General features: G+C 71.9%; 21 protein-coding genes and 3 tRNA genes. 13 read left to right on the top strand and 11 right to left on the bottom strand.

The features are described from left to right. Positions 1-68: 68 nt before the first annotated feature. On the top strand, positions 69-1,988 hold the full coding sequence (gene dnaG / locus IEZ17_RS11195) for a DNA primase (RefSeq protein WP_189299039.1): 1,920 nt from the start codon (positions 69-71) through the stop codon (positions 1,986-1,988). A 117-nt stretch (positions 1,989-2,105) separates the two neighbouring features. Continuing rightward, positions 2,106-3,365, top strand: coding sequence for an RNA polymerase sigma factor (locus IEZ17_RS11190; RefSeq protein WP_229852151.1), 1,260 nt, complete (start codon positions 2,106-2,108; stop codon positions 3,363-3,365). Between the two features lie 46 nt (positions 3,366-3,411). On the opposite strand, the gene IEZ17_RS11185 is transcribed toward IEZ17_RS11190, so the two are convergent. Together IEZ17_RS11185 and IEZ17_RS11180 are read right to left on the bottom strand one after the other, a co-directional pair. After that, positions 3,412-4,881 carry an FGGY family carbohydrate kinase gene (locus tag IEZ17_RS11185; RefSeq protein ID WP_189299037.1) on the bottom strand — a complete coding sequence of 490 codons (1,470 nt, stop codon included), beginning with the start codon at positions 4,879-4,881 and terminating at the stop codon, positions 3,412-3,414. 79 nt (positions 4,882-4,960) lie between these two features. Beyond that, the gene (locus tag IEZ17_RS11180) at positions 4,961-5,260 is read right to left on the bottom strand and encodes a YtxH domain-containing protein (protein WP_189299035.1); all 300 of its coding nucleotides are present in this window, start codon (positions 5,258-5,260) and stop codon (positions 4,961-4,963) included. A gap of 218 nt (positions 5,261-5,478) precedes the next feature. On the opposite strand from IEZ17_RS11180, the gene IEZ17_RS11175 reads away from it, so the two are divergent. The 3 genes from IEZ17_RS11175 to IEZ17_RS11165 all read left to right on the top strand — a co-directional run bounded on the left by IEZ17_RS11175 (position 5,479) and on the right by IEZ17_RS11165 (position 5,883). Continuing rightward, positions 5,479-5,551, top strand: a tRNA-Asn gene (locus tag IEZ17_RS11175). A 5-nt stretch (positions 5,552-5,556) separates the two neighbouring features. Next, a tRNA-Asn gene (locus IEZ17_RS11170) sits at positions 5,557-5,629 on the top strand. A 180-nt stretch (positions 5,630-5,809) separates the two neighbouring features. Next, positions 5,810-5,883, top strand: a tRNA-Ile gene (locus IEZ17_RS11165). 476 nt (positions 5,884-6,359) lie between these two features. Here the strand turns inward: IEZ17_RS11165 and IEZ17_RS11160 are convergent. Further along, positions 6,360-7,124 carry an N-acetyltransferase gene (locus tag IEZ17_RS11160; protein WP_189299033.1) on the bottom strand — a complete coding sequence of 255 codons (765 nt, stop codon included), beginning with the start codon at positions 7,122-7,124 and terminating at the stop codon, positions 6,360-6,362. Then, a complete protein-coding gene (locus IEZ17_RS11155; protein ID WP_189299031.1) occupies positions 7,121-7,981 on the bottom strand; it encodes a class I SAM-dependent methyltransferase in 861 nt (286 codons plus the stop codon). The genes IEZ17_RS11160 and IEZ17_RS11155 overlap by 4 nt, the downstream gene beginning before the upstream one ends. Before the next feature lie 124 nt (positions 7,982-8,105). Here IEZ17_RS11155 and IEZ17_RS11150 point away from each other — a divergent pair, with 124 nt between their 5' ends. After that, positions 8,106-9,551 carry a N,N-dimethylformamidase beta subunit family domain-containing protein gene (locus tag IEZ17_RS11150; protein WP_229852150.1) on the top strand — a complete coding sequence of 482 codons (1,446 nt, stop codon included), beginning with the start codon at positions 8,106-8,108 and terminating at the stop codon, positions 9,549-9,551. On the opposite strand, the gene IEZ17_RS11145 is transcribed toward IEZ17_RS11150, so the two are convergent. Beyond that, positions 9,535-10,269 (bottom strand): HAD family hydrolase, encoded by a 735-nt coding sequence (locus tag IEZ17_RS11145; protein WP_189299029.1) that lies wholly within the window; start codon positions 10,267-10,269, stop codon positions 9,535-9,537. The two genes, IEZ17_RS11150 and IEZ17_RS11145, sit on opposite strands and share 17 nt — an antisense overlap. Before the next feature lie 5 nt (positions 10,270-10,274). After that, positions 10,275-11,438, bottom strand: coding sequence for a serine/threonine protein kinase (locus tag IEZ17_RS11140; RefSeq protein WP_189299027.1), 1,164 nt, complete (start codon positions 11,436-11,438; stop codon positions 10,275-10,277). Between the two features lie 298 nt (positions 11,439-11,736). Here IEZ17_RS11140 and IEZ17_RS11135 point away from each other — a divergent pair, with 298 nt between their 5' ends. The 4 genes from IEZ17_RS11135 to IEZ17_RS11120 all read left to right on the top strand — a co-directional run bounded on the left by IEZ17_RS11135 (position 11,737) and on the right by IEZ17_RS11120 (position 16,051). Beyond that, positions 11,737-13,029 (top strand): extracellular solute-binding protein, encoded by a 1,293-nt coding sequence (locus tag IEZ17_RS11135; RefSeq protein ID WP_189299025.1) that lies wholly within the window; start codon positions 11,737-11,739, stop codon positions 13,027-13,029. A gap of 5 nt (positions 13,030-13,034) precedes the next feature. Next, on the top strand, positions 13,035-13,964 hold the full coding sequence (locus IEZ17_RS11130) for a carbohydrate ABC transporter permease (RefSeq protein ID WP_229852149.1): 930 nt from the start codon (positions 13,035-13,037) through the stop codon (positions 13,962-13,964). Then, the gene (locus IEZ17_RS11125) at positions 13,961-14,851 is read left to right on the top strand and encodes a carbohydrate ABC transporter permease (RefSeq protein ID WP_373299784.1); all 891 of its coding nucleotides are present in this window, start codon (positions 13,961-13,963) and stop codon (positions 14,849-14,851) included. Before IEZ17_RS11130 ends, IEZ17_RS11125 begins: the two co-directional genes overlap by 4 nt. Before the next feature lie 87 nt (positions 14,852-14,938). Then, positions 14,939-16,051, top strand: coding sequence for a radical SAM protein (locus IEZ17_RS11120; protein WP_189299022.1), 1,113 nt, complete (start codon positions 14,939-14,941; stop codon positions 16,049-16,051). A gap of 96 nt (positions 16,052-16,147) precedes the next feature. On the opposite strand, the gene IEZ17_RS11115 is transcribed toward IEZ17_RS11120, so the two are convergent. The 3 genes from IEZ17_RS11115 to IEZ17_RS11105 are packed head-to-tail and all read right to left on the bottom strand — an operon-like array spanning position 16,148 to position 18,818. After that, the gene (locus tag IEZ17_RS11115) at positions 16,148-17,143 is read right to left on the bottom strand and encodes a mevalonate kinase family protein (RefSeq protein WP_189299020.1); all 996 of its coding nucleotides are present in this window, start codon (positions 17,141-17,143) and stop codon (positions 16,148-16,150) included. After that, positions 17,140-17,634, bottom strand: a complete 495-nt coding sequence (locus tag IEZ17_RS11110) for an NUDIX domain-containing protein (RefSeq protein WP_189299018.1) — start codon at positions 17,632-17,634, stop codon at positions 17,140-17,142. Before IEZ17_RS11110 ends, IEZ17_RS11115 begins: the two co-directional genes overlap by 4 nt. Positions 17,635-17,693: 59 nt before the next feature. Beyond that, complete coding sequence (locus tag IEZ17_RS11105; RefSeq protein ID WP_189299016.1) at positions 17,694-18,818, bottom strand: NAD-dependent epimerase/dehydratase family protein; 1,125 nt, start codon at positions 18,816-18,818, stop codon at positions 17,694-17,696. Between the two features lie 210 nt (positions 18,819-19,028). Here IEZ17_RS11105 and IEZ17_RS11100 point away from each other — a divergent pair, with 210 nt between their 5' ends. Beyond that, complete coding sequence (locus tag IEZ17_RS11100; protein ID WP_189299014.1) at positions 19,029-20,954, top strand: NAD-dependent epimerase/dehydratase family protein; 1,926 nt, start codon at positions 19,029-19,031, stop codon at positions 20,952-20,954. A gap of 156 nt (positions 20,955-21,110) precedes the next feature. On the opposite strand, the gene IEZ17_RS11095 is transcribed toward IEZ17_RS11100, so the two are convergent. Together IEZ17_RS11095 and IEZ17_RS11090 are read right to left on the bottom strand one after the other, a co-directional pair. Then, the gene (locus tag IEZ17_RS11095) at positions 21,111-21,986 is read right to left on the bottom strand and encodes a glycosyltransferase family 2 protein (RefSeq protein ID WP_189299012.1); all 876 of its coding nucleotides are present in this window, start codon (positions 21,984-21,986) and stop codon (positions 21,111-21,113) included. A gap of 200 nt (positions 21,987-22,186) precedes the next feature. After that, positions 22,187-22,978, bottom strand: coding sequence for an oxygen-binding di-iron domain-containing protein (locus tag IEZ17_RS11090; protein ID WP_189299010.1), 792 nt, complete (start codon positions 22,976-22,978; stop codon positions 22,187-22,189). A 916-nt stretch (positions 22,979-23,894) separates the two neighbouring features. On the opposite strand from IEZ17_RS11090, the gene trxA reads away from it, so the two are divergent. Both trxA and IEZ17_RS11080 read left to right on the top strand, forming a co-directional pair. Continuing rightward, positions 23,895-24,296 (top strand): thioredoxin, encoded by a 402-nt coding sequence (gene trxA / locus IEZ17_RS11085; protein WP_189299008.1) that lies wholly within the window; start codon positions 23,895-23,897, stop codon positions 24,294-24,296. After that, on the top strand, positions 24,293-24,889 hold the full coding sequence (locus IEZ17_RS11080; RefSeq protein ID WP_189299006.1) for a histidine phosphatase family protein: 597 nt from the start codon (positions 24,293-24,295) through the stop codon (positions 24,887-24,889). Before trxA ends, IEZ17_RS11080 begins: the two co-directional genes overlap by 4 nt. Positions 24,890-25,208: the final 319 nt, after the last annotated feature.

Below are 25,208 nucleotides of genomic sequence, written 5' to 3'. Positions count from 1 at the left end.
GCGTCGGGGCGCCCCGGCCCCCACCCGGCCCGCCCGGCGTTGTCCGACCTCCACCGTAGAATTCACGCGTGGCAGGCAGGATCAACGATGACGATGTGAAGGCGGTGCGGGACGCGGTCCCGATCGACGCCGTCGTGTCCGAGTACCTCCAGCTCCGCAACGCCGGCGGCGGCAATCTCAAGGGCCTGTGCCCCTTTCACGACGAGAAGTCCCCGTCCTTCCACGTGAGCCCGGCCAAGGGGCTCTACCACTGCTTCGGCTGCCAGGAGGGCGGCGACACCGTCGACTTCGTCATGAAGATCGACCACCTCTCCTTCGCCGAGACCATCGAGCGCCTCGCCTCCCAGGCCGGCATCACCCTCCGGTACGAGGAGGGCGGCTACACCCCCGGCCGCCAGCAGGGCGAGCGCACCCGCCTCGTGGAGGCCCACAAGGCCGCCGCCCAGTTCTACGTGGATCAGCTGGACTCCCCCGAGGCCGAGATCGGCCGGAAGTTCCTCGCCGAGCGCGGCTTCGACCAGGCCGCCGCCCAGCACTTCGGCGTCGGCTACAGCCCCGCCGGCTGGGACCACCTCACCCGCTTCCTGCGCGGTCGCGGTTTCAGCGACCAGGAGCTGGTCCTCTCCGGCCTCTCCCAGGAGGGCCGCCGCGGCCCCATCGACCGTTTCCGCGGCCGTCTGATGTGGCCCATCCGCGACATCGCCGGCGAGGTCGTCGGCTTCGGCGCCCGCAAGCTCCGCGACGACGACAACGGCCCGAAGTACCTGAACACCCCCGAGACCCCGATCTACCGCAAGTCCCAGGTCCTGTACGGCATCGACCTCGCCAAGAAGGAGATCGCCAAGACCAGCCGCGCGGTGGTCGTCGAGGGCTACACCGACGTCATGGCCTGCCATCTGGCCGGCATCACCACTGCCCTCGCCACCTGCGGCACCGCCTTCGGCGAGGGCCACATCAAGATCCTCCGCCGCCTGCTGATGGACAACTCCGGCTCCGAGGTCGTCTTCACCTTCGACGGCGACGCCGCCGGCCAGAAGGCCGCCCTGCGCGCCTTCGAGGACGACCAGAAGTTCGCCGCCGAGACCTCCATCGCCATCACCCCCGGCGGCATGGACCCCTGCGACCTGCGGCTCGCCAAGGGCGACCAGGCGGTCGCCGACCTCGTCGAGTCCCGCACCCCGCTCTTCGAGTTCGCCCTGCGCCACGTCGTCTCCCGGCACAACCTGGACACCACCGTCGGCCGGGCCGCCGCCCTGGACGAGGCGGCCCCCATCGTGGCGAACATCAAGAACAGCTCCATCCAGCACGAATCCGCCGTCCAGCTGGCCGGCATGCTCGGCATCCTGGACACCCAGTTCGTCGTCCGCCGGGTCGGCCAGCTCGCCCGCTGGGCCCGGGAGCGCGGGCGCGACGGCGGCGGCCCCGGCCAGGGCCGCCCGCAGCACCGCGGCCCGGCCCAGGCCCCTGAGCAGCAGCGCCCCGCGCCCGGCGCCGGCGGCCCCGCCCTCAATCTCCGCAGCCCCGCCCACCGCGTCGAGCGGGAGCTGCTCAAGCTCGCCCTCCAGCGCCCCGACCTGGTCTCCCCGGCCTTCGACGCATACGGCGCGGACGAGTTCACCGCGCCGCCCTACGCCGTGGTCCGCCAGTGCATCGAGGACGCCGGCGGAGCCGCGGCCGGCGCCGCCGACAGCGGCTATGTCCCCCGGGTCCGCGAGGCGGCGCCCGACGACACCGTCCGCGCCATGGTCACCGAGCTCGCCGTGGAGCCGCTGCACACCCGCCGCGATCCCGACGAGGCGTACGCCGGCGTCCAGTTGGTCGCCGTCCGCCTCGCCGCCGTCAACCAGCGGGTCACCGAGATCCGCGGCACCCTCCAGCGCCTGGGCCCGCGCGCCGACCCCGAGCACCTGGCCGCCGTCCAGAACGAGCTCTGGGTCCTCCAGCAGTACGGCCAGGCCCTCCGCGAGCGCGGCTACGCGGCCCTGTAGCACCGCCGCCCGGGCCACCTCAGCACCTCCCGGTAGCCGTCCGGTCACGGACCGGACTCAAAAAGTGCCCGCACGCCCCTCGTGGCGGGAGTGTGTCGTACTCCACACTGAGGAACGGTGCCTGAGTCCTCGGAGCGCGGCACACCCGGTCGTACGCACCCCCGTACGCGCCGTGAGTCCGCCGCGCAGCCGTTCGTGACGTACGGGACGGACGGCGGCTCGGCCGCGACCGTTCCCGGGCTTTCTGCCGCCCCAGACGCGATCACCCTGGAGGTCGCCCCCGTGCAGACCCAGACCCTCCCCGACGCACCGGCCGGCGGCACACCGGCCACCCCGCCGGCCACCCCGGCGGACGCCGACCTGCTGACCGGTCAGGTCACGGTCCCGCAGCAGCCCGAACCCCCCGCAGCGGAAAAGCTCCTGGAGGAGATCACCCCGGAGCCGCCGCCCCGCCCCGGGACCGGCAGCCCGTCCTCCGACCTCTTCCGCCAGTACCTCCGCGAGATCGGCCGGATCCCGCTGCTCACCGCCGCCGAGGAGGTCGAGCTCGCCCGCCGCGTCGAGGCCGGCCTGTTCGCCGAGGAGAAGCTCACCGGAACCCCCGACCTGGACTCCCAACTCGCCTACGACCTGGACAAGTTGGTGGTCCTGGGACGGATGGCCAAGCGCCGCCTCATCGAGGCCAACCTCCGCCTCGTGGTCTCCGTCGCCAAGCGCTACGTCGGCCGCGGGCTGACCATGCTCGACCTCGTCCAGGAGGGAAACCTCGGACTGATCCGCGCCGTCGAGAAGTTCGACTACGCCCGCGGCTACAAGTTCTCCACCTACGCGACCTGGTGGATCCGCCAGGCCATGTCCCGCGCCCTCGCCGACCAGGCCCGCACCATCCGCGTCCCGGTCCATGTCGTCGAGCTGATCAACCGCGTCGTACGGGTCCAGCGCCGGATGCTCCAGGAGCGCGGCTACGAACCGACGCCCGAGGAGGTCGCCGCCAGCCTCGACCTCACCGAGGAACGCGTCAGCGAGGTGCTGCGGCTCGCCCAGGAACCGGTCTCCCTGCACGCCCCCGTGGGCGAGGAGGAGGACGTCGCCCTGGGCGACCTCATCGAGGACGGCGACGCCGCCTCACCCGTCGAGTCCGCCGCGTTCCTGCTGCTCCGCGAGCACCTCGACGCGGTCCTCTCCACCCTCGGCGAACGCGAGCGCAAGGTCGTCCAGCTCCGCTACGGCCTGGCCGACGGCCGCCCCCGCACCCTGGAGGAGATCGGCCGGATCTTCGGCGTCACCCGCGAACGGATACGGCAGATCGAGTCCAAGACCCTCAACAAGCTCCGCGACCACGCCTTCGCCGACCAGCTCCGCGGCTACCTCGACTGAGCCCGCGCCGAACCCAGGCGCCCCGTACGGCAGCGCCGCGGTCCGGTCAGCCCTCCCACTGGAACGCCCCCGGATGAGCCTCGTCGCGCACCGCCGCGTACTGCTGGCGCACGGCCTGCCAGACCGGCAGCTCCTCGCCCGGCTCGAAGACCTGGCTCGCCGCCGCCGGCCACTGCGGAGGCTCCACGTACCCCGACCCGCCGTCCCCACCGGCGGCCGGGGTGCCCGTGCGGTGCGCCGCGTTCCACGCCCAGGCCGCCTGCCGGGCCGCGCCCAGCGCCGCGTAGTCGGCCGGCTGCGGCACCACGACCTGCGCCCCGAACAGCCCCGGCGCCGCGGCCTGCACCGCGCCCAGCTCGGCCGCCGCGCCCAGCAGGAACACCCGGCGGATCGCCACGCCCCGCCCGCGCAGCACGTCCAGCGCGTCCGCGAGCCCGCACAGCATGCCCTCCACGGCCGCCCGCGCCAGGTGCTCCGGCTTCATGCTCTCCCGGCGCATCCCGTGCAACGACCCGGCGGTGTGCGGCAGATGAGGCGTCCGCTCGCCCTCCAGATAGGGCAGCAGCACCATGCCGTACGCGCCCGGCGACGACTTCAGCGCCAGATCGGACAGCCCCGCAAGATCCGTACCGAGCATCTCCGCCGCACCGCGCAGCACCCGCACCGCGTTGGTGGTGTGCACCACCGGCAGATGCCGCCCGGTCGCGTCCGCGAACGAGGTGATCGTCCCGGACGGATCGGCCAGCGGCTCGTCGTGGATGCCGAACACCGAACCCGAGGCGCCCAGCGACACCACCGCGTCGCCCACGCCGACCCCCAGCCCGAAGGACGCGGCCATCGTCTCGCCGGTACCGGCCGAGATCAGCAGCCCCTCCGGCGTGAAACCCGCCGTGCCCGACGGGCCCAGCACCTCCGGGAGCCGCACCTGATGTCCCAGCGCCAACTCCACCAGGTCCGGTCGGTACGTACCGCTCGCCGCCGACCAGAAACCGGTCGCCGAGGCCCCGCCCCGGTCCGTCGTCCGCCGCGCCGGCCGGCCCAGCAGCTGCCAGGCCAGCCAGTCGTGCGGCTGCATGACCTCCGCGATCCGGGCCGCGTTCGCCGGCTCGGTACGCGCCAGCCAGCGCAGCTTGGTCACCGGGTGCCCCGCCTGCGGCACCGACCCCACGGCCTGCGCCCATGCGGACCGACCGCCCAGCGAATCCACCAGATCCGCCGCCGCGCTCTGCGCCCGCTTGTCGTTGCCCACCAGCGCCGGCCGGACGAGGTTCCCGTCGGCGTCCAGCGGTACCAGCCCGTGCTGCTGCGCGGTGACCCCGATGGCCTGCACGCCTTCCAGCAGCCCGTTCCCCGCGGCCTCGCCGAGTGAGATCAGCCACGCCTGAGGATCGACCTCGGGCCCCTTCTCGACGGGGTGCGGTGCGTACCCCTGCCTGACGACGGCACCCGTGTCCGCATCGCAGACCACGATCCGTGTGCTCTCGGACGAACTGTCCAACCCGGCGACTATCCCCATGGCCCCAGATGATGCCCCATGGGACGCATGGGGAGAGAGTCAGGGTTTGCCCGGCAGGGGCCCGGGCACATCCGGCACCTCACGTGTTGCTGGTGCCCCAGTCGTCCTCGTCGTTCGCGCGCTGCTCGCGCAGCGACCGCACCCGCTCGGCGACCGGAGCGGGCAGCCGTCCCTCGACCTTCGCGGAAACCGTCCCGAACACCTTGGTCGCGGTCTGCCGCCCGGTCAGCGCGGCGGACTCGGCGGTGTTGCGGACCGCGGGGTTCTGCGCGATCCGCAGCGCGCCCTTCCGCAGCTGCTCGTACCGCTCCCGGCCGGCCCGCGTGCCGAGCACATATCCCACCGCCAGTCCCGCGATGAACGTGAGCCGGTAGCGCATCGCTCCACCTTTCCCTTGCCGCTCGATCCCCGTCCGGTGCCGGGAGGCAGCGGACCGCCGGGCTGCGCACCTGCCCCCCGGCGCCGGAGATCACCTGCGGCGACCTGAGGCGATACCGATTGGCGGAGCACCCCCCTGCTTGCGCTAATGTATGTGTCGCAGCGAGCGCCCGCCGTCCGGAAGCCCGGACAGCGATGCATTCGAGGCACACAGAGCAATCCCCTGTAGCTCAATTGGCAGAGCAGCCGGCTGTTAACCGGCAGGTTACTGGTTCGAGTCCAGTCGGGGGAGCTCGGTCCCCTGTAGCTCAATTGGCAGAGCATTCGGCTGTTAACCGGAGGGTTACTGGTTCGAGTCCAGTCGGGGGAGCAGAAAGAACGAGGACCCCGGAAGGGGTCCTTTTTCTTGTGTCCGGGAACCGAACCACGGGTGACCGAAGTCCTTTTGGGCAGGCAAGGTCGCCCGACGGCAGCCCGCACGGGCAGCAGATCGTATGAGCGGCTATGCTGCGGCAGACGGCGCGCACAAATGTGCGCGACGCGCCGTGAGGGGGCGGTAGCTCAGCCGGTTAGAGCAGCGGACTCATAATCCGTCGGCCGTGGGTTCGAGTCCCACCCGCCCCACCGCAGCCTGGTACCGCAGAAACGATCTGGCCAGGTGAGAACACGGCAGGAAGGGCCCTTGCGGAAAACGCGAGGGCCCTTTTTTCATGCGGTCGAGGTACCGCCTTCGGTCCGGCGGCGCGGTCACCCGGTCCGCGGGCGGTGGGATCCGGACGGTGTTCGCCGGGGCGGACGGGGCGAGGTGGTGCGGCGGCACCGGCCCGCGGACCCGGCGGCGGGGTGCGGCGGCTGGTCGGGGCGGCGTTCGCGGACGAGCTGGGGATCCCCTGCCTGCCGCCGGGGCGGCAGGCAGGGGACGCCGCGCGCCGGCACGTGCCGCAGCGGGCCTGGATCCGGCTGGCGGCAGGTGCCGGCGCGCCGGTCCTGGCCGCGGCGGCGTCCACGGTCGGCCCCGCGGGACTGCCGCCCGAGCGACGGGGCGGGGGCTGCTGCTGGGGGCGTGCGCCAGGGCCCGGCGATGGCCTGCCGGGTGGGTCCTAAGGGGCGGGTGTGGGTGTGCGGACGTCGTGGGTGATCCAGACGCAGGGCTCCCAGTACGCGCCCCGGTCGCGGGTGTGGTCGATGTGGAGGGTGTCCAGGCCGCCGGGGAAGACATAGGTGCCGTCGTCGGGGAAGGCCAGGCCGGTCCAGGACTCCCATTCGGCGACCGTGCCGGTGATGCGGGAGGACTGCGCCACGGCGGCGGCGATGGTGCCGCCCTGGCGCACCTGGGTGCGGATCCAGGGGTCGAAGGGGGCGCCGTCGGGTCGGGTCCAGGACGCGTAGCGCTCGATGGGGACGAGGGGGTAGCGGTCCTTCCAGGTGGGGCGGACCGGGACGATGACGTGGGAGAGGCCGGCGGCGCGGGCCATGTCGGCCATGTGCCCGAGGAGGCGGGTGGAGTGGCCCTTGCCCTGGTGGGCGCGCGGGATCTCGATGCCGAGGGCGCACAGGGCGTCCGGCGCGGCCCCCGCGTCGTGGTCGCGGAACGCCGCCTCGATGGATGCGTCGAGGCCGGTGCCGAGGCCCTCGGGGGTGCCGTCCCAGGTGCGCGGGAGGGTGCGGCCGGCGCCGAGGACGGTGTCGGTGTCCGGGTCGTGGAGGAGGAACTGGTGGTCGGCGAAGTCGGAGAAGAGCCGGTTCCAGAAGCCCGCGTTGATGTCGCCGTGCAGGTTGTATTCGGGGACGATGCCGGCGAATTCGCTGCTGATGCGGTCCCAGAGTTCGGGGCGCTCGGAATGGTGCACGAAGGCGGCCGTCATGCGGCGTCCTGTGCGGGCTTTTCGGCGGCCCAGATGACGACCAGGGGGATTCCCTCCCAGGCGGCGCGGGCGGCGTCCGCGACGGATTCCTCGTAACCGCCGGGTGCCAGCCGCCCGTTGAAGACCGGTTCGTGGCATTCCCGTACGGTCAGCCCGGCGGCGGAGAATGCGGAGAGATAGCTGCCGGGGAGGTGGACGTGGTTGCGGACGAATGCCAGTCGGTCGGTGTCGTGGACGAAAAGGCACTGGCCCTGGAGGGAGATGACGAACGGGTGCAGGTCGGAGACGACGACCCGGCCGCCGGGGCGGACCACCCGGGCCAGTTCGCCGATACCCGCGGAGAGGTCCGGGAGATGGGTCAGGGCGAGGGAGCAGACGGCCAGGTCGACGCTGTCGTCGTCCAGCGGGAGTTTTTCCAGACGGCCCTGGCGGAATTCCGCGGCGGGGACTTTCCGCTGGGCGTGCGCGAGCATTTCGGGTGACTGGTCGACGCCGATGGTGCGGTAGCCGCGGGCGGTCAGGGCGGCGGTCTGGCGGCCGGTGCCGCAGGCCGCGTCCAGGGCGGTGCCGACCGGGCCGCGGTCCAGCAGGCCGTGCAGGATCGGCTCCTCGACCTCGATGTAGGAGCTCGGCAGCGAGTCGTAGACGGCGGACCAGGAGGCGTAGCCGTCCGCGGCGCCGAGTTCGCTGACCGGCTTCCTGCGGTCGGGGAGGGCGGCGGCCGTGCCGTCTGCGTAAGCGCGGATTTCCGCCAGGCGGGCCGCGATGAATTCCTCGTCGGCGTCCATCGCATGCCGTAGCAGGGCCAGCCCCTCAATGCCCAGTACCAGTTCCCTTGCCCGGAATTCACTGCCCATTGGCTGCCTCCATTGGCCGGAATTTTCGTTGTTGCGGACCGGTTCCGCACCTAGCATGACGCGGGTGATCGAGGGATATATGGATCGTGAGAGTGTGATAGCCGGACGGCGTCTCAAGTTTCATGTGTCGACGGATGCCGGAGAATTCCGGGTCCGTTTCTACCGGTTGGGACGGGAACTCTCCTTCATGGCGGAGACCGGCCCGTATCCGGGCGTCCCGGCCGCTCCGCCGCCGCATCCGGACGGCGTCCCGGAGCATGCCTCCCCGGCCGTGGACTGGGACTGGCCGCCGTACGAGCACGGAATTCCCGCCGACTGGCCGCCGGGGATCTATCTCGCCCGGTTCGTCGAGGAGGAGGGGAGTGCCGAGGAGGAGGGGAGTGCCGAGGGGGCGGAGCGCCGGGCCCGGGACGTTCCGCTGCCGGCCGATGCGGGGATCGCGGGTTTCGGCCGGGAGTTCTTCGTCGTCCGGCCGCGGCATCCCGGTGCGAGCGGAGCCCGCATTCTGTACAAGAAGTCGACGTACACCCGGCACGCCTACAACTGCGGGGACCGCGCCGACGTCCGGCGGGCCGCCAGCCTCTACGACCACCCCGTCTATCAGGAGGGGGGCGCCGACCGGCCCCGCGGCCATCAGCTCAGCCTGCACCGGCCCGGCGGCGTCAACGACCTCGCCTACTGGGACGCCCCGTTCATCGCCTGGCTGGAACGCAGCGGTTACGAGGTCGAGTACTGCACCGACCTCGACCTCCACGAGGAGCCGGGGCTGCTCTCCCCCTACCGGCTGCTGCTGAGCGTCGGGCACGACGAGTACTGGAGCGCGGCGATGCGCGCCCATGCGGCGGAGTTCGTGCGCGGCGGCGGGAACGTGGCGTTCTTCAGCGCCAACACCTGCTGGTGGCGGGTGCATCCGGTGGACGGCAACAGCGCGTTCGTCTCGGACACCGACCACCATGTCGGCACGGAGTACCCGCATCTTCCGGCGACCGACCTGTGGTGGCCGGCGCCGCCGGACGGGGTCGGGGAGCCGGAAAACGCGCTCACCGGCGTCAGCTTCCGCAACGGCGGGATGTGGCCGGGGGACTGGCCCGGCGACCGGCCCCGCGAGGGGTACCGGGTGCAGCACGCCGACCACTGGGTCTACGAGGGGACCGGCCTGCGGGACGGCTCGGACGGCGGTACCCAGGACGCCCTGGGCGCCGGGACCGCGCTGATCGGCTACGAGTGCGATGGCGCGGCCTTCGCCACGGACGCGGACGGCGTGGCCCGCGCCACCGGGGTGGACGGCACTCCGGAGTCCTTCCTCATCCTGGGGATCTACCTCCTGGATCCGGTGCACGACGACTTTCACCACCTGAAATGGGGGCACTGGAACTGCCCGGAGCGCGAGGGGGCGATCACCTCCCCGCGCGCCGCCACGATGGGGCTCTACACCGCCGGGGGCACGGTGTTCACGGCCGGGACCACCGACTGGCCGGTGGTCTGCGGCCGTGAACTGGACCCCGGGGTCGTCCGGGTGACCCGGAACGTGCTGGACCGGCTGGCCGGCCCGGCTACACCAGACCGCTGAGCGCGGCCAGCGAGGAGATCCGCACGGCCCCGTCCGGCAGCGGCGGGGCCGCCCCCTCGACGGCCCGGTCGGCCCGCCACAGATGCGCGGCCCGCATCCCGTACGCCAGCGGGCCCGCGACGTCCGGTTCCCACATGTCCCCGACGAACAGCGCCTGCCCCGCGGTGACTTGGCACTGCTCCAGCACCGCCCGGTAGATCAGCGGATGCGGTTTGCGGGCGCCGGCGCGGGCCGAGGTGACCGCGGTGTCCACCAGCCCGGCCAGGCCGACGTCCTCGATGGCGCGGTCCAGGTCCCAGTACCAGTTGGAGCAGACCGCCACGTGCAGGCCCCGGGCGCGCAGCTCCGCCAGCGCGTCCCGTACGTCGTCGAAGAGCGCCAGCCGGAGGTCCTTCATCGCCCGGTCGAGCTCCACGGCGAGTTCGCCGGCCGCCGGTTCGGGGACACCGCAGTCCCGCGCCCGGCGCCGCAGCCGGTCCACCTCCCAGGCGCGGTAGGCCTGTTCGCTGACGGAGTGGGCGGTGTGCTGCTCGCCGTCCCGGGGCCCGACCGCCCACTGGCTGCCCCACCTTTCGGCGGCCTCGGTCAGGCCCCGGCGGGCGAACAGCGACCGGTGGCTGGGCGGCAGCGGTTCGACCAGCCGCACCAGGGTGCCGTAGAAGTCGAGGATCACGGCCCGGATGCCGCCCCGGACGGTGTTCCCGCGGTCGTCCGGCACCGGCGTCAGTACCGTCCGTAGCGGTGCGGGAAGTAGTCCTCCAACGTCCCGTCGCGTTCGATGTCGAAGGTCGCGCAGTGCAGTCCGCCGCCGAACGGGCCGACCGCGCGGAACGGCACCGGCACGATCTCGAAGCCGTACGAGGAGAGCTGGTCGGCCAGCGGCACTTCCTTCTCCTCGATGCACAGGGTGTTCGGGTCGAGGTTGAGCATGTTGCCGGCGAGCCACGGGCTGCAGTACGACAGCCTCGGCTGGTGCTCCCAACTGGCCGGCTGCACCGCCTCGATGATCTCCCAGTCGTTGCGGCGGAAGAACTCCATCAGCTCGGCGTCCGCCAGCCGCTCACCGCAGTGCAGCACCAGTCCGGGGCGGAGCGGCACCCAGGTGGCGTCGATGTGCAGCGGGTGGGTGTTGGTGGAGGTCACCGCGTGCACCCGGAAGTCGGGGAAGTGGCGCTTGAGCCACCGGTATCCGCTGCGGTTGGTGACGAACGACAGCTGGACGAACAGGTCCTTGCCGAAGCGCGCGATGTCGGCCGCGTCGAACAGCGGCTCGGCCTCGGTCAGCACCAGGTCGTAGTCGCGCACCCGCGCCAGCTGCTCCTCGGTACCGAGGGTGTGGTAGGTGTCCCAGAAGCCGGGCTTGTAGGAGGCGTCGGTCAGCCGCGGTTTGGGCGCCGCCTCCCAGCGCATGTTCTCGTCGGTGTCGAAGAGGCGCTGGAGGATGGGCCGGTAGCAGAGGTACTCGAACCAGCGGCTGCGGTACGACATGGTCGCTTCGAGGATCTCGTTGCCGACGGTCAGCAGCAGGTCGCGCGGCGGCATGCAGCCGGACATCGACTCCTGCGTCCAGTCGGGCGTGCCGACCTGCTGAGAGAAGTCGACGGGGGTGGGGCGGTCGACGCGGATGCCGCGGCGGCGCAGCAACTCGGCGAAGTTGTCCAGCTGTTCGTTGGCCTCGGCGGTCATGTCGGCCGGCATCGGCCCGTAGGTGCCCAGCGGGAAGCCGTCGTCGGGGAAGTCCCGCTGGACGGCTGGTTCGGGGGCCTGTACGACCGTGTTGTCGGCGCGTCCGACGACGACATGCCGCAGCGGGTCCCAGCCGTTCCAGGAGTTGACCTTCAGCGGCCGGGTGGCCGGATCTGCGGCCGTCGTGCCGTACTCAGTCACGTGCAAACCCTTCGATAGGGGACGTGGGAGACACCCGAGCAAAAGTGAGGCAGTGGGGGCGGCAGCGTCAAGAGCGAATCTCCGGAGCACCGGAGTTTTTGCGTCAAATCGCCGATGGATTTGCGGTGGTGAACCCCGGATCGGAATGCGGTCCGGCCTGCCGCACGGGCGTTCCTGCATTCCCCGGCCGGTCATTCGGGGGCGGCGGATTTTCTGGCCGGAAAGAATCCCCGGGGTGACGGGCGGGATACGCGGGGTAGATAGCACGCCGGTTCCGACAACCCCGACGGAGGAGATCATGGCCGAACGCATCTTCCGTTCAGCGGCAGTGCTCGGGGCAATTGCCGTACTGGGGTCGGTGACCGCCTGCGGCGGCGGCAGGCCGGGGGCCGCGGCGGACCGGTCGGGGGACCTGACGGTGTGGCTGACCGTCGACGCCCAGGAGAGCTGGCCGGATCTGGTCTCGGAGGTCAACGACCGGTTCCACCGGAAACACCCCGGGACCCGGGTCAAGGTGGAATACCAGCAGTGGACCAGCAAGAACCAGAAGCTCGACGCGGCACTGGCCGGGCGGCAGGTCCCCGACGTGGTGGAGATGGGCAACAGCGAGACCACCAATTACCTCGTCAACGGGGCGTTCGCGCCACTCGATCCCTCGGCATTCGATCATTCCGGGGAATGGCTGGGGGCGCTCCGCGACGCCTGCCGCAACGACGGCAGGACCTACTGCGTGCCGTATTACGCGGGACCCCGGGTCGGTATCTACCGCACCGACCTCCTCCATCAGGTCGGCGTGGACCGGGCGCCGCGCAGCTATACGGAGTTGCGGGCGGATCTCGACAAGCTGAAGCGGAAGTTCGGCGCCGCCGACAAGAATTTCTCCGCGTTCTACATGCCGGGCCGCTACTGGTACGCGGCAATGGCATTCGTCAAGGACGCGGGCGGCGACATCGCGGTGCAAAAGGACGGCCGCTGGCACGGCGCGCTGTCCTCCGCCGCGTCCGTCAAGGGCCTGTCCGCCTGGAAGGACCTGCTCGACGCGTACTACGTGGGCGACCGGTCCAAGGACAACGGCGACGAGCCGGCGGTGGTCGGGCAGGGCCGGGTCGGCATGTTCTACGGCAACACCTGGGAGGCCAAGGCCGCGACGGACAGCAGGTCGGGCGGCAGCCCGCAACTGCGCGGAAAATTCGCCACGTTCGCCTTCCCGGGCCCCTCGGGCAGACTGCTGCCGCCGTTCCTGGGCGGCTCCACCCTGGCCGTCCCCGCCAAGTCCGCCCACCAGGACCGCGCCCGGGACTGGATCCGGCTGTTCACCGACCGCACCTCGCAGCGCCGGCTGATCGCCGCCGACACCCTGCCCAACAACACCGCCCAGCTGCGGGAGGTGGCCGCCGACGGCGTCAACGGCCCCGCCGCGCGGGCCGCCGGGCGCGGCTGGGTGACCCCCTTGGCGCCGGGCTGGGCAGCCGTGGAGAAGTCCAATGTCCTCCAGGAGACGCTCCAGGACATCGCGACCGGGAAGCAGCCGGTGGCGGACGCGGCACGGGCCGCGGACCGCCGGATCGACGCCGTGATCAACGAGAACTGACGGCCGTGGGGACCACGGATCCGCAGCCGCGCGCCCGGCGCACCGCCCGGCGGCGGGTACTGCCCTACCTGCTGATCGCGCCGACCGTGCTCGCCCTCGCCGCCGTCCTCGGCTACCCGCTCGCCGACCTCGTACTGCTGTCCTTCCAGGACATGACCCGCCGCGAACTCTTCTCCGGGGCCACGCCGCCCTGGGCCGGACTGGCGCACTACCGGTCGATCCTCTCCGACGGGTTCTTCTGGACGGTCGTCGGGCGCACCGCGCTGTTCACGGCGGTCTGTGTGACCGCGACAGTGGCGCTGTCGATGCTGGTGGCGCTGCTGATGCGGCGGGTGGCGCCCTGGGTCCGGACGGCCATGACCGGAGTGCTGGTCGCCGTCTGGGCCATGCCGATCATGGTCGCGGCGTCCATCTTCCGCTGGCTGTCGGACGCCGACTACGGCGTCGTCAACTGGCTGCTGGGGCTGCTGCCCGGACTGGACTTCAGCAAGCACAACTGGTTCGAGAACCCCTGGCAGGGATTCGCCGTCATCACCGGCGTCGTCGTCTGGGGCACCGTGCCCTTCGCCGCCATCACCCTGCACGCCGCGCTCCTCCAGATCCCCGTGGAATGGGAGGAGGCGGCACTCGTCGACGGCGCCCGCGGATTCCGGCTGTTCCGGCACGTCACCTTCCCGGCGATCAAACCGACCGCCGTACTGGTCACCTCGCTCTGCGCGATCTGGGACTTCGGGGTGTTCAACCAGATCTGGCTGATGCGCGGCGGCCAGCCCGAGAAGGACTACTACCTGCTCGGGGTCTATTCGTTCACCGAGTCCTTCGCCGTCAACCGCTACAGCGCGGGCGCGGCCATCGCCGTCGTCACCGTACTCATGCTGCTGGGCGGCGCGGTCGTCTACGTCCGCCAGCTCGTCCACCTGGGGGAGACCGAGTGAACACACCACCCGGCACCGGGAGTTCGGGCGTTTTGCGGCTCCGGGAACGGCCGAACTCCCCGCACCGCGGGAAACGGCGCCCCGGGCTGAATGCGCTGGGCCTGCTCTTCGGCGCGCTGATGGCATTCCCGATCTACTGGATGCTGCTCACCGCATTCCGCCCGGCCGAGGAGATCCATGCCGACCCGCCGCGATTCTGGCCGGACCACCTGACCCTGGAACACTTCCGCCGGGCCCTCGGCACCCCGACGTTCTGGGCCAATGTGCGGGCCAGCGTCCTCATCGGCGCCGGGACCGTCGCCGTCTCCCTGCTCATCGGCACGCTCGCCGCATTCGCCCTCGCCCGCTTTGCGTTCGCCGGGCGCAAAGCCCTGGTCATGGTGATCCTGGGCGTCCAGATGATCCCGCTCGCCGGGCTGATCATTCCGGTGTACCTGCTGCTCAGCGACGCCGGACTGACCGACAGCCTGCCCGGGGTGATCCTCACCTATCTCGTCTTCGTGCTCCCCTTCACGGTCTGGCTGCTGCGCGGCTTCGTCGCCGCCGTTCCGGTCGAACTGGAGGAGGCCGCGATGACCGACGGCTGCACCCGGCTGGGCGCCTTCCGCCGAGTCGTCCTGCCGCTGCTCGCACCGGGGCTGGTGGCCACCTCCCTCTACGCCCTGGTCCAGGCATGGAACGAGTACGTGCTCGCCTATGTCCTGCTGTCCAGCAACGACAAGCAGCCCCTCAGCATCTGGCTGGTGTCCTTCCAGACCGGCTTCGGCACCGACTACGGCGGGCTGATGGCCGGCGCCACGCTCACCGCGCTCCCCGTGGCGGGCTTCTTCGCGCTCGTCCAGCGCCGGCTCGCCGCCGGCCTGGCGACCGGCGCGGTCAAGGGATGACCCGGACTTTCGCCGTACGCGCTCACCGGTGCACCGCTGCCCCGGTGGACGGACCCTCCGCACGTACCCGACCTTGCAGGAGAACACGTGACGTTCGACCGTCTCGACCTGGTGTCCAAGCTCTACCAGCCGACCGGCTGGCCGCGGATCCTCGAAGCCGCCTCCGGAGGACCCTCCAGCGGCCCCCTGGTCGTGGACCTGGACCCGACGACCTTCTGCGACCTGGCCTGCCCGGAGTGCATCAGCGGAAAGCTGCTCAACCAAGGGCGCTTCACCCCCGAACGGCTCGCCGAACTGGCCGGGGAACTGGTGGAGATGAAGGTCAGGGCGGTGGTCCTCATCGGAGGCGGTGAACCGCTCGCCCACCGCGGCACCCGCACGGTGCTGCGGGTCCTCGGCGAGGCCGGCATCGCCATCGGCGTGGTCACCAACGGCACCCTGATCCGGCAGAACCTCGCCGAACTGGCCGCCTACGCCTCATGGGTACGGGTCTCCGTCGACGCCGGCACCAGCGACACCTACCGGCTCTTCCGGCCCGACCGCAAGGGCCGCAGCGTCTTCGACAAGGTCATCGGCAACATGCGGCTGCTCGCCGAGGCCAAACAGGGCGCGCTCGGCTACTCGTTCCTCGTCATGACCCGCCAGGAGCCGGACGGGAGCGTCGTCGGCAACCACCACGAGGTCTTACGGGCCGCCGAACTCGCCCACGACATCGGGTGCGACTACTTCGAGACCAAGGCGATGTTCGACGACGGCCACCACGTCATCCAGGTGCCGGCCGGCATCCTCGCCTCCGTGGAGGAGCAGCTCACCGAGGCGCAGAAGTGGACGGGCGACCACTTCGAGATCGTCAACTCCTCGACCCTGACCTCCCTGCGGACCCGGGTGGGGCCCGTTCAGGAGAAGGACTACCACCGCTGCCGGGTCGCCGAACTGCGCACCCTGGTGACGCCGTCGGGCGTCTACGTCTGCTCGTACCACCGGGGGAACGCCGGAGCCCGCATCGGGGACGCGGTGACCGACAGCCTGGCGGACATCTGGCGCACCTCGGACCGCGGCATCGTCGACCCCAGCCGGGACTGCCGCTTCCACTGCGCGCGCCACCGCTCCAACCTCGAACTCGACAAGATCAGGTCCGGGGCGGCGGCGGGGACCGTGGCGGTACCGGAGGCCAGGAGCGAGGAGGACCCGTTCATCTAGCCCTCCCCGCTGGGCGGTTGGCGCGTCGGCGGTCCTCCGGGACCGCCGGTTCCCCGGGGCCGGCGTACCGGACGGCCCCGGGGAACCGGCCGCGCCCTACGGGGCCGGCGCCCCCGCGAGCTCCGGCGCCAGGCCCGCCGCCGCCCGGGTCACGATCACCCGCGCCCGGGGATGCGCCGCACCGAGCGCCCGCCGCAGCCGCCCGGCCACCTCCTCCGCTTCGGCGGCCGGGCAGACCCCCACCAGCGCCCCGCCCCCGCCGGCCCCGCTCAGCTTCAGCGGCAGGCCGGCCGAGCGCAGCGCCACCTCCCGCAACTCCTCCAGCAGCGGCGTGGACATGCCCTGGAGGTCGCGCATCGCGGCATGCGCCTCGCCCATCGCGGCACCGAGGGCGGCCGGATCGCGGCGGTGCACCGCCTCCCAGACGGCGCCGGACGCCGCATCGGCACGCTCCCGGTACGCCGCGAGCCGGGCATCCCCGGCCGCGAGCTGCGCGCGCACCGTACGGATGTGGTCGCCGGTGTCCTTCTTGGTGGCCGAATCGAGCACCACCACCCCCCAGTCGTCCGGGAAGTCCACCCGGCCCACGATCTCCGGCAGGCCGCTCGTCCGCCCGTCGAGCAGCAGCAGACCGCCCGCGATCACCGCGAGATGGTCCATCCCGCCGCCGTTGAAGTACCCGAACTCGAACTCGTACGCCCACTGGGCCAGCGTCCGGGCGGACAGCGGCGCATCCGGCGCCGCCACCTCGGCGAACGCCCGGAACAGCGCCACGATCAGCGCCGTCGACGACGACAGGCCGCTCGCCGCCGGCGCGTCGCTGCGCACCGTCACGGCCGGCGGTCGCGGCCCCGCTCCGGGCAGCCGGCGGCGCAGAAACGCCCACACCTCCTCCGCCCAGCTCCCCGCCCCGCCCCCGCCGGCGGCGCCCTCCGGCGGCTGGGCCCCGGGCGCCCGCACCGCCACCGACGTCGTCAGATCCAGCGCCAGACCGACCGACCGGCCGCCCAGCCAGTCCAGGTCCTCCCCGGACAGGCACGCCCGGCACGGCACCGCCGCACGTCCCGCTCGATCCGCTCGCATCATCGTCATCGGGCCTGGAACTTTCCGGTCGAGCCGAACTCCCGGAACATCTCCAGGACCACGGCGGTGGGCGGATGCAGCGGTCGCGGCGGATCCGCGAGCGCCCGGAACTGCACCTGGGTCACCTCGTCCCGGCCCGGGGACAGTTCCCCGGACCAGCGGCGGGCCCAGAAGCACAGCGCGAAGCAGTGCGTGACGTCCCCGTTGGGGTACGTCAGGGTGTGCACCTCGGGGTCGGACAGCGAGCCGAAGGCTTCCAGATCGGCCGGCGCCACCCGCAGACCGGTCTCCTCCGCCAGCTCCCGCACGGCCGTCCCGGCGAAGTCGCTGCCCTCCTCGCACGCCCCGGCCGGCAGCTCCCATACGCCGGTGTCGGCGCGCTGCTGGAACAGACCCCGGCCGGCCCCGTCCAGCAGCAGGACCTGCGCCCCCGGGACGAGCAGCGGCCGGCTGCCCACCTTCTGCCGCAGGGACCAGAGATACGAGCCGACATAACTCACCTGTACGTCACCTTGCTCCCGGTTCGCGGTTCTCGCTCTGCCTTCCCGGCGGCAGGCTGTCATGCGGTCGGCCCGGCGGCCAGCCACCCCGGCACCGCATGGGGTGTCGCGGACAGCCACCGCACATAGCGCTCCACACCCGCCCGGACGTCGATCCGCGGCTGCCAGCGCAGCAGTTCACGGGAGTGCTCGGTCGCGGCACAACCCCCCAGGGGATCGCCCTCCGGCATGGGGGTGGTGACGAACCGCGACTCGGGGAAGTGCGGCGCGATCAGCTCACCCACCTCGCGCACCGAAGTCGGCACGCCGGTACCGACGTTGACGGTCTCCCCGGCCATCCGCTCCTCGATCAGGGCCAGCGCGGTGGCCGCCGCGACATCCTCGACGTGCACCAGGTCCCGCACCTGCACCCCGCCCCCGTTGAGCCGCATCGGGCGGCCCAGCCGGGCCTGCATGGACAGCCAGGCCACCATCCACGAATGGCTGCCGGGCTTGGGGATCTGCGGATCGCCGTAGACGGAGAAGTAGCGCAGCACCGCGTACTCCGGGGTGTCCGGCCCGCCCAGCAGCAGCCGGGTCTGGTGCTCGGCCCAGAGCTTGGAGTTGGCGTACACCGACACCGGGAGCAGCCGCTGGTCCTCGCGGAACACCTGCGGCCCCTGCACGGAGGGGTCGCCGTCCCCGTACACCGCCGCCGAGGACACCAGCACCAGCCGCCGCACCACGGAGGCCGCGGCCTCCTCCAGCACCACCTGGGTGCCCTGCACATTGGCCCGGAAGGCGATATCGGGCCGCCGGGTGCACGCGGCCACATCCGCGTACGCCGCGGCGTGCACCACATAGTCGGCGTCGGCGAGCACCGTACGCACCGCTTCGCGGTCGCAGACATCGCCGACCACCAACTTCACCCCGAGATCGTCCACCCCGAACAACGAGGTGTGCGCCGATTCGGGATAGGCGTCCAGCCGGTCCAGTACCGTCACCTCGGCATCCGCCCGGCGTAATAGCGCAACCAGCCGGCTGCCCACCAATCCGGCGCCGCCGGTCACCACCACACGGGCGTCCCGCAGTTTCTCCAGCCGCGCCGCCACGGATTCCCCCGGATCGCCGTACGCAACACTTCCCACGCCATTACCGGTGCCGGTACCACTGATGTTGCCACTGCCGTTCGCCGTCGCCGACATGGAACCCTCTCCCTGTGCACGAGATCGCCCGACATGGGCCAGCGGTCAGCATGTCGGCCGGGGAATGCCGCTACCAGAGCGCGATTTCGGCAGTCTTGCGGCGCTCCCGGCGACCGCCGTACTGTCCGGATTCACCTGTGCCGGATTGCCCGGCACGGCGAAAAGCGCCGGAGGAAATTGATGACGCGATATCGGCTGAGCGGTGCCGTGATGACCCACCCGAAACGCCGCGCGGCAGCGGAGCGGCTGGCGCAGGCCGCCCCGCCGGGGGCATTACGGGTCGTCATGGACCCCGACCCGGCCGGCAAACCGTCCGTATTGCGGACCGCGCTGTGCGCCTGGTCGGCGATCGAGGACGGCGCCACTCATCAACTCGTCGTCCAGGACGACATGATCCTCTCCGATACGTTCTTCGCGCGCGCCCGGATGGCGATCCAAGAGATGCCGGACGCAGCCCTTGCGCTTTTCGCGCTCTGGGACTCCAGAAACGGTGCCGCGGTGCGTTTCGGCGCACTGGCCGGAGCGCGCTGGGTGGCCGCCGTCAACGAGTATTTTCCGTGCGTCGCCATCATTCTGCCCAGGGAAGTCGCCGCCGGATTCGTGGCTTTCGGCCGACGTCATCTTGACAGCTGGCCCGACGACATCCTGATGAACCGCTACTTACGCGCGCACGGAATCCCTGCGTACGTTTCGGTACCCAGCCTCGCCGAACACGAGGACCACGGCAGCATCTCGGGCAATGCCTTCCGCGGGCCGCGCCGTTCGGTCTGCTTTCTGCCCTCGGACGTTCCCGGTCGCGAAGACGTCCGGCTGAGCGGACTGCGGGTGCTCCCGTTCTTCAAACACGGTGTCGCGCAGTGCGCGGTACGCGCCGACGGCCCCGGCCCGGGCGACGGTCCCGGCCACTGGCTCCATGTCACCTGCGAGCAATATCTGGAGGGTTGCGGCCTGCGACCCGGAAGGCCGCAACCGGCCATCGTGGGAATGGCCGAAGCGAGCGGCCCCGCCGCGGCCACCGGGACCTGGCTGACGGCCTTCACGATGGGATTCGTCCAGCAGCGGGACGGCCTCGATCGCACCGGCGCACCCGGCAGCGGCACCGTCCCCGACCCCGCGGTCCTCGCCGAGGCGCTGGCCACCGTGGGCCCCGGGGGCATCAGTTACGCCCAGCCCGAGGAGCGGATCGCCGAACTGCGGGACGAACTGGCGCAGATCACCCTCGCCGGCGTCGAGGCGGGCCGCGAGGCGGCCGACCGGCTCCGGACCCGCCCGGCCCGCCCCCGGACCGGAGCCCCCCTCAGGGTCGGCGTCCTCGGCACCGGAACCCCGCTCAGGGTCGGCGTGCTCGGCACCGGAACCCCGCTCACGGAACACCTCGTACGGGGACTCTCCGACGCCGGACACCACGTCACCCCTCTGGACCGCCCCACAGTTCCCGAAGCGCCCACCACCCCCGAAGAGCCGCCCGGCCGCCCGTACGACGCACTGCTCGACCTGACACCCCTGACACCCCTGACACCGGACCCGCAGGTTCCTGCGACTGCGACTGCGACTGCGACTGCGACTGCGACTGCGACTGCGACTGGGACTGGGATTGGGGCTGGGATTGGGGCTGGGGCTGGGATTGGGACTGCCACCGGCCGTGGTACCCCCCTCACCCTGAAGTATCCATCCACCACGGGGGAGTTCAGGGAAGTGGCCGTCCACGTGGGGGATCTGTACGGCCCCGGCTGCCCGCACGACGGGCGGATCGGCCGCCTCGTGTGGGACGCGCTGCGCAGCTACCCGCTGACCTTCCAGGAGTCGGCCGAGCCGCTGCGGCCCCTGCACGTCAGCGACCTGGTCGGCGCGCTGTCCGCGATGCTGCGTACGCCGCCGCCGGAAGCGGCGACCGGGCTCGCCGGCGCCCCGGTCTCCGCCTCCGAACTGGCGGAGGCGGTACGGACGGCCGTCCGCCCCGTACCGATCGCCGAGACGCCGCCGGCGCCGTCCGCCGCGCCCCCGCACCGTACGGAGGAAGCGCCCTGGCCCTCCGCCCCGCCCGGCTGGAAACCCGCCACGGACCTCACCTACGGGCTGCACACCCACGCCCAGTGGCTGGCCTACGAGGGCATCCACCGCGCCCTGGACGTATGACGCACCGGCCGCCGCCACGGGCGTCCCCGCGGACCGTCCGGCCTGCCCCTGGACGGGCGCCGGTCCTCGGGCGGCGGGCCCCTGGACGACGGGCCCCTGGGCGACGGGTCCCCGGACAACGGGTCCCCGGACAACGGGTCCCCGGACGACGGGTCCCTAGATGACCGGCGGTCGTCCCAGTCGCGTCATCCGCCACACCGTGCTCCAGCGCATCGGCCGCCGCCGTCCGCAGGGGGTCCGCACACCCTCCGCGAACCCGGCGGCCCATGCCCGCATGCCCGCAACCGAGCGGCTGCGGAGGGCCGTCAGCGTCGCCCAGACGCCCAGATACACCGGCACCAGCACCGCCGGCAGATGGCGCTTCGCCAGCCAGACGCGGTTCCTGGCCACCATCCGGTGGAAGACCGCATGCCGGGTGGGCGAGGTGTACGGGTGCTGGAGCACGATCTCCGGCGCGTAGCGGATGCGCCAGCCGTCGTCCAACGCCCGCCAGGCCAGGTCGGTTTCCTCATGGGCGTAGAAGAACTCGTCCGGCCAGTCGCCGGTCCGGTCCAGCATCGGCACGGACAGTGCGTGCCCGCCGCCGAGGAAGGTGGTGACCAGGCCGCCGCGCTGCGGGTCGCCGACCCGCAGCCGGGGGACGTGGCGGCGCTGGGTGCGGCCCAGCTCATCGGCGATGCGGAAGCTCACGATGCCCAACTGCGGGTCCTGCTCGTACAGTTCCGCGAGCCGGCTGAAGACGTCCTGGCTGATCAGCAGCCCGTCGTCGTCCAGGTCGACGACCACGTCCAGCTCGCCGAGCTTGCGCAGCTCGTCCAGGGCGACGTTCCGGCCGCCGGAGACCCCCAGGTTTTCGCTCAGCGACAGGCCGGTCACGCCATCGGGGAGCGGGGGCAGCGGCGAGCCGTTGCCGACGACCACGATGTGCGTCGCCGGGAGGTCCTGCTTGGCCACCGAATCCAGCAGTTCCTGGAGTTCGGCGGGGCGGTTTCCCATGGTCAAGATGGCGACGCCTACGCGCAGATGACGCACAGATGAACACTCCGTCCTTGGCTTTCTCTCCAGCGATGCTAGCCGTCGCCACCGGCCACCGCGTGCCACGACGCAGGCCCGGCGACATCCCCACCGGTCATCCGCCGAGTCACTCCCGCCGGGCCGTCCGCCGCGTCATCCCGCCGCGTCATCCCGCCGCGTCATCCCGCCGCGTCATCCCGTCGAATCATCCCTGTGGGTCATCCCTGCGGGGCGTCGTGGCCGGCGAGGGTGCTCGGCCGGCCGGCGAAGGTGATCTCCGGGCTGAACCGGTCCTCGAAGCCGTCGGCCAACTCGCGCAGCGCCGCCGCCCCGTCCCCGTAATACGACGACCCGTGCATCACGGCCAGCGTCCTCGGCGAGAGCTGGGCCAGCGAACGCATCGTCGCCACCGCCGCCGTCAGGCACGACGTCTGACGGAACAACTCCTCCGCGTCGAGAGCGGGCCCCACCAGGTCGTGGTCGGTGATCGGCGGGCCGTCGCCGAGGTGGGTGAAGAGATCGCCGCACAGCAGCGTGCCGGTGGTCTCCTCGAACAGTACCCGCGCCTCCCAATTGTGCGGTACGTGCGGCGTGTTGAGGTTCATCACCTGGCGCCGCAGCACCTCCTTGCCGCCCAGGTCAAGCGTTTCACCGTGCGCCATCGGGCGCGGCGGCCGGTCGGCCAGGTCGTTGAGCGAGACCAGGCACCCCTGGAGGCCGTGCGCCACCTCCGCATGCGGGGCCGCGGCCAGGAACTCGTTCATCGCCCCGCACTCGTCGGCCTCCACATGCCCGAAGGCCAGCCAGCGCAGCTGGTCCAGCGGTACGACCCGGCCCACGGCCTCCGAGACCAGCGGGAACAGCTGCCGCATGCCCGTATGGAAGAGCAGCGGCTGCTCCGCGTCGATGAGGAACTGGTTGAACGTGAACCCTGCCGGTGCGGCCACCGCGGGAACGTAGGTGGAGATCCGGTAGATGCCGTCGGCGATCTCATCGACGCGCGTCTCCATCGTGCCGGCGCCTCCTTCCGGGCAGGCCCCCTGTCCATCGTAGGGCGGCAATCCGAGCCGTCGCAGCCCGCGCCCCTATCGCAATGCGGCACCCTGGTTCCACTCAACGGAACTATCGAGACGGCGACCGAGTCGAGACGGCGACCGAGTCGAGATGGCGACCGAGTCGAGATGGCGATGGGGTCGAGACGGCGATGGGGTCGAGGGGGTAGCGGAGTCGAGGCGGAGGCGGAGGCAGAGGCGGAACCACGACAGCGACGGAGCCGGGATGGCAAAAGAGGCGACGGTACGGACATGAGCATGGACTTCGACGCGCTGCCGGGCCCCATCGACGCCACCACGACCCGATTCGCCCGCAGTGTAGGCGACTTGACCGACCATCAGGGCTCCGCCGTCGACCTCCTCCCGCCTGTCCCGGAGGGACGACACCCCGGCCCTGCGGATCGCGGCCACCGACACGGACCTGTCCCTTGGCCTCGGCCCCGGTGGTGGCCCGGTCGTCACGGGTGCACCGGCGGATGTGCCGGCATGGCCCACCGGGCGCAGCACGGCCGGCACGGGCCCCTCGGTGCCCGGCGGCGGTACGGTGCCGCCGGCCCCGTACCGGATCTGACACCGGGCGGGCCCACGGGACCGGCGTGCAGCGGACCCGAGGGCGCCTCCGGAGAGCCGGCCCCGGGGCCGCGCCTCGGTGGGGGCGTGCGCTGCTCTCAGGGCGCCGTGCGATGCGCCACACGGCGGCCTGCGATTCCCGAGGGACGGGATGTCTAGGAGCGGCTGGGGTGGGCAGGGGAGCGGGACGGTCCGGGGTGTGGAATACGGTGCGGGTTGATCCCGTTACGGATGCTGGACACCGACCGGACCGACGGGACACCGACCCGGACATCGTCAGCAGACCGGAAGCAGGGAAGCGCGTATGAGCACCGTGGAGCTCACCAAGGACAACTTCGACGAGATCGTCTCCGGCAATGATTTCGTCCTGATCGACTTCTGGGCCGACTGGTGCGGGCCCTGCAAGCGGTTCGGTCCGATCTTCGAGAAGTCGTCCGAAAAGCACGACGACCTGGTGTTCGCCAAGGTCGACACCGAAGCGGAGCCCGAGCTCGCCGCCGCCTTCGAGATCCAGTCCATCCCGACCCTGATGATCGTCCGGGACAACATCGCGGTGTTCGCCCAGCCCGGCGCGCTGCCGGAGTCCGCCCTGGAGGACGTCATCGGCCAGGCCCGCGGACTGGACATGGACGAGGTCCGGGCGTCGGTCGCCGAAGCCCAGGCCCAGGAGGCGGCTCAGCAGGGAGAGCAGGCGCAGGCCGAGTGAGCGAGCTGCTGCTGATCCGGCACGGCGAGACCGAGTGGAGCCGGGACGGCCGGCACACCAGCTGGACCGACCTCCCGCTCACCGCCGACGGCGAGGAGCAGGCCCGCGCGCTGCGGCCGGTGCTCTCCGGCCGGAAGATCGGGCAGGTCTACGCCAGCCCGATGGCCCGCGCGCTGCGCACCGCCGAACTCGCCGGGCTCCCGTCGCCGCAGATCCTCGACGACCTGCGGGAATGGGACTACGGCGGCGACGAGGGCGTCACCACCGCCGAGATTCACCGCAGCAGACCCGGCTGGTATCTGTTCACCGACGGCGTCTCCCCCGGCCCCGCCGAACACCCGGGGGAGACGCCCGAAGAGGTCGGCGCGCGCGCCGACCGCGTACTGGCCCGCATCGCGCTCCAGCTGGACGCCGAGGAGGGCGATGTGGCGCTGGTGGCGCATGCCCACTTCCTGCGTGTGCTGACCGCCCGCCGCCTCGGCCTGCCGGCCGCGGCAGGCGGACTGTTCACGTTCGGCACCGGCGCGGTCGGCGTCCTGGGGACCGAACACGACCGCCCCGCCGTGGTCGCCTGGAACGCCCGGAGCCTGTAACCGGGACGCCTGTCGGCCCGACGCGCGCCCTACGTCCGCCCGATGCACGCCCGAGCCGTCCGCTGTCCGCCCGACGTCCGTCCGCTGTCCGCCCGCGTACGGTGGCCGTCCGGGCGGACGGGCGACGGCCTGTCCCGGGTGGATGGCCCGTCCTGGTGGATGGCCCGTCCTGGGGGATGGCTCGTCCTGGGTGGATGGACGGCTCGTCCCGGGTAGGCGGGCTGTCCCCGGTGGGCGGGCCGTCGGACTTCCTCCACGGAGTCTCGGGCCGCCGTCTTCGTTCCGCCTACGGGGCTGTCGGGTCACCCCGGACCCCCTC

It is taken from the genome of Streptomyces albospinus, from assembly GCF_014648695.1.
In the GTDB taxonomy this organism is placed as follows: domain Bacteria; phylum Actinomycetota; class Actinomycetes; order Streptomycetales; family Streptomycetaceae; genus Streptomyces; species Streptomyces albospinus.
Note: the sequence above shows the minus strand (reverse complement) of the source record. Positions and strands in the feature narration are given on the sequence as shown.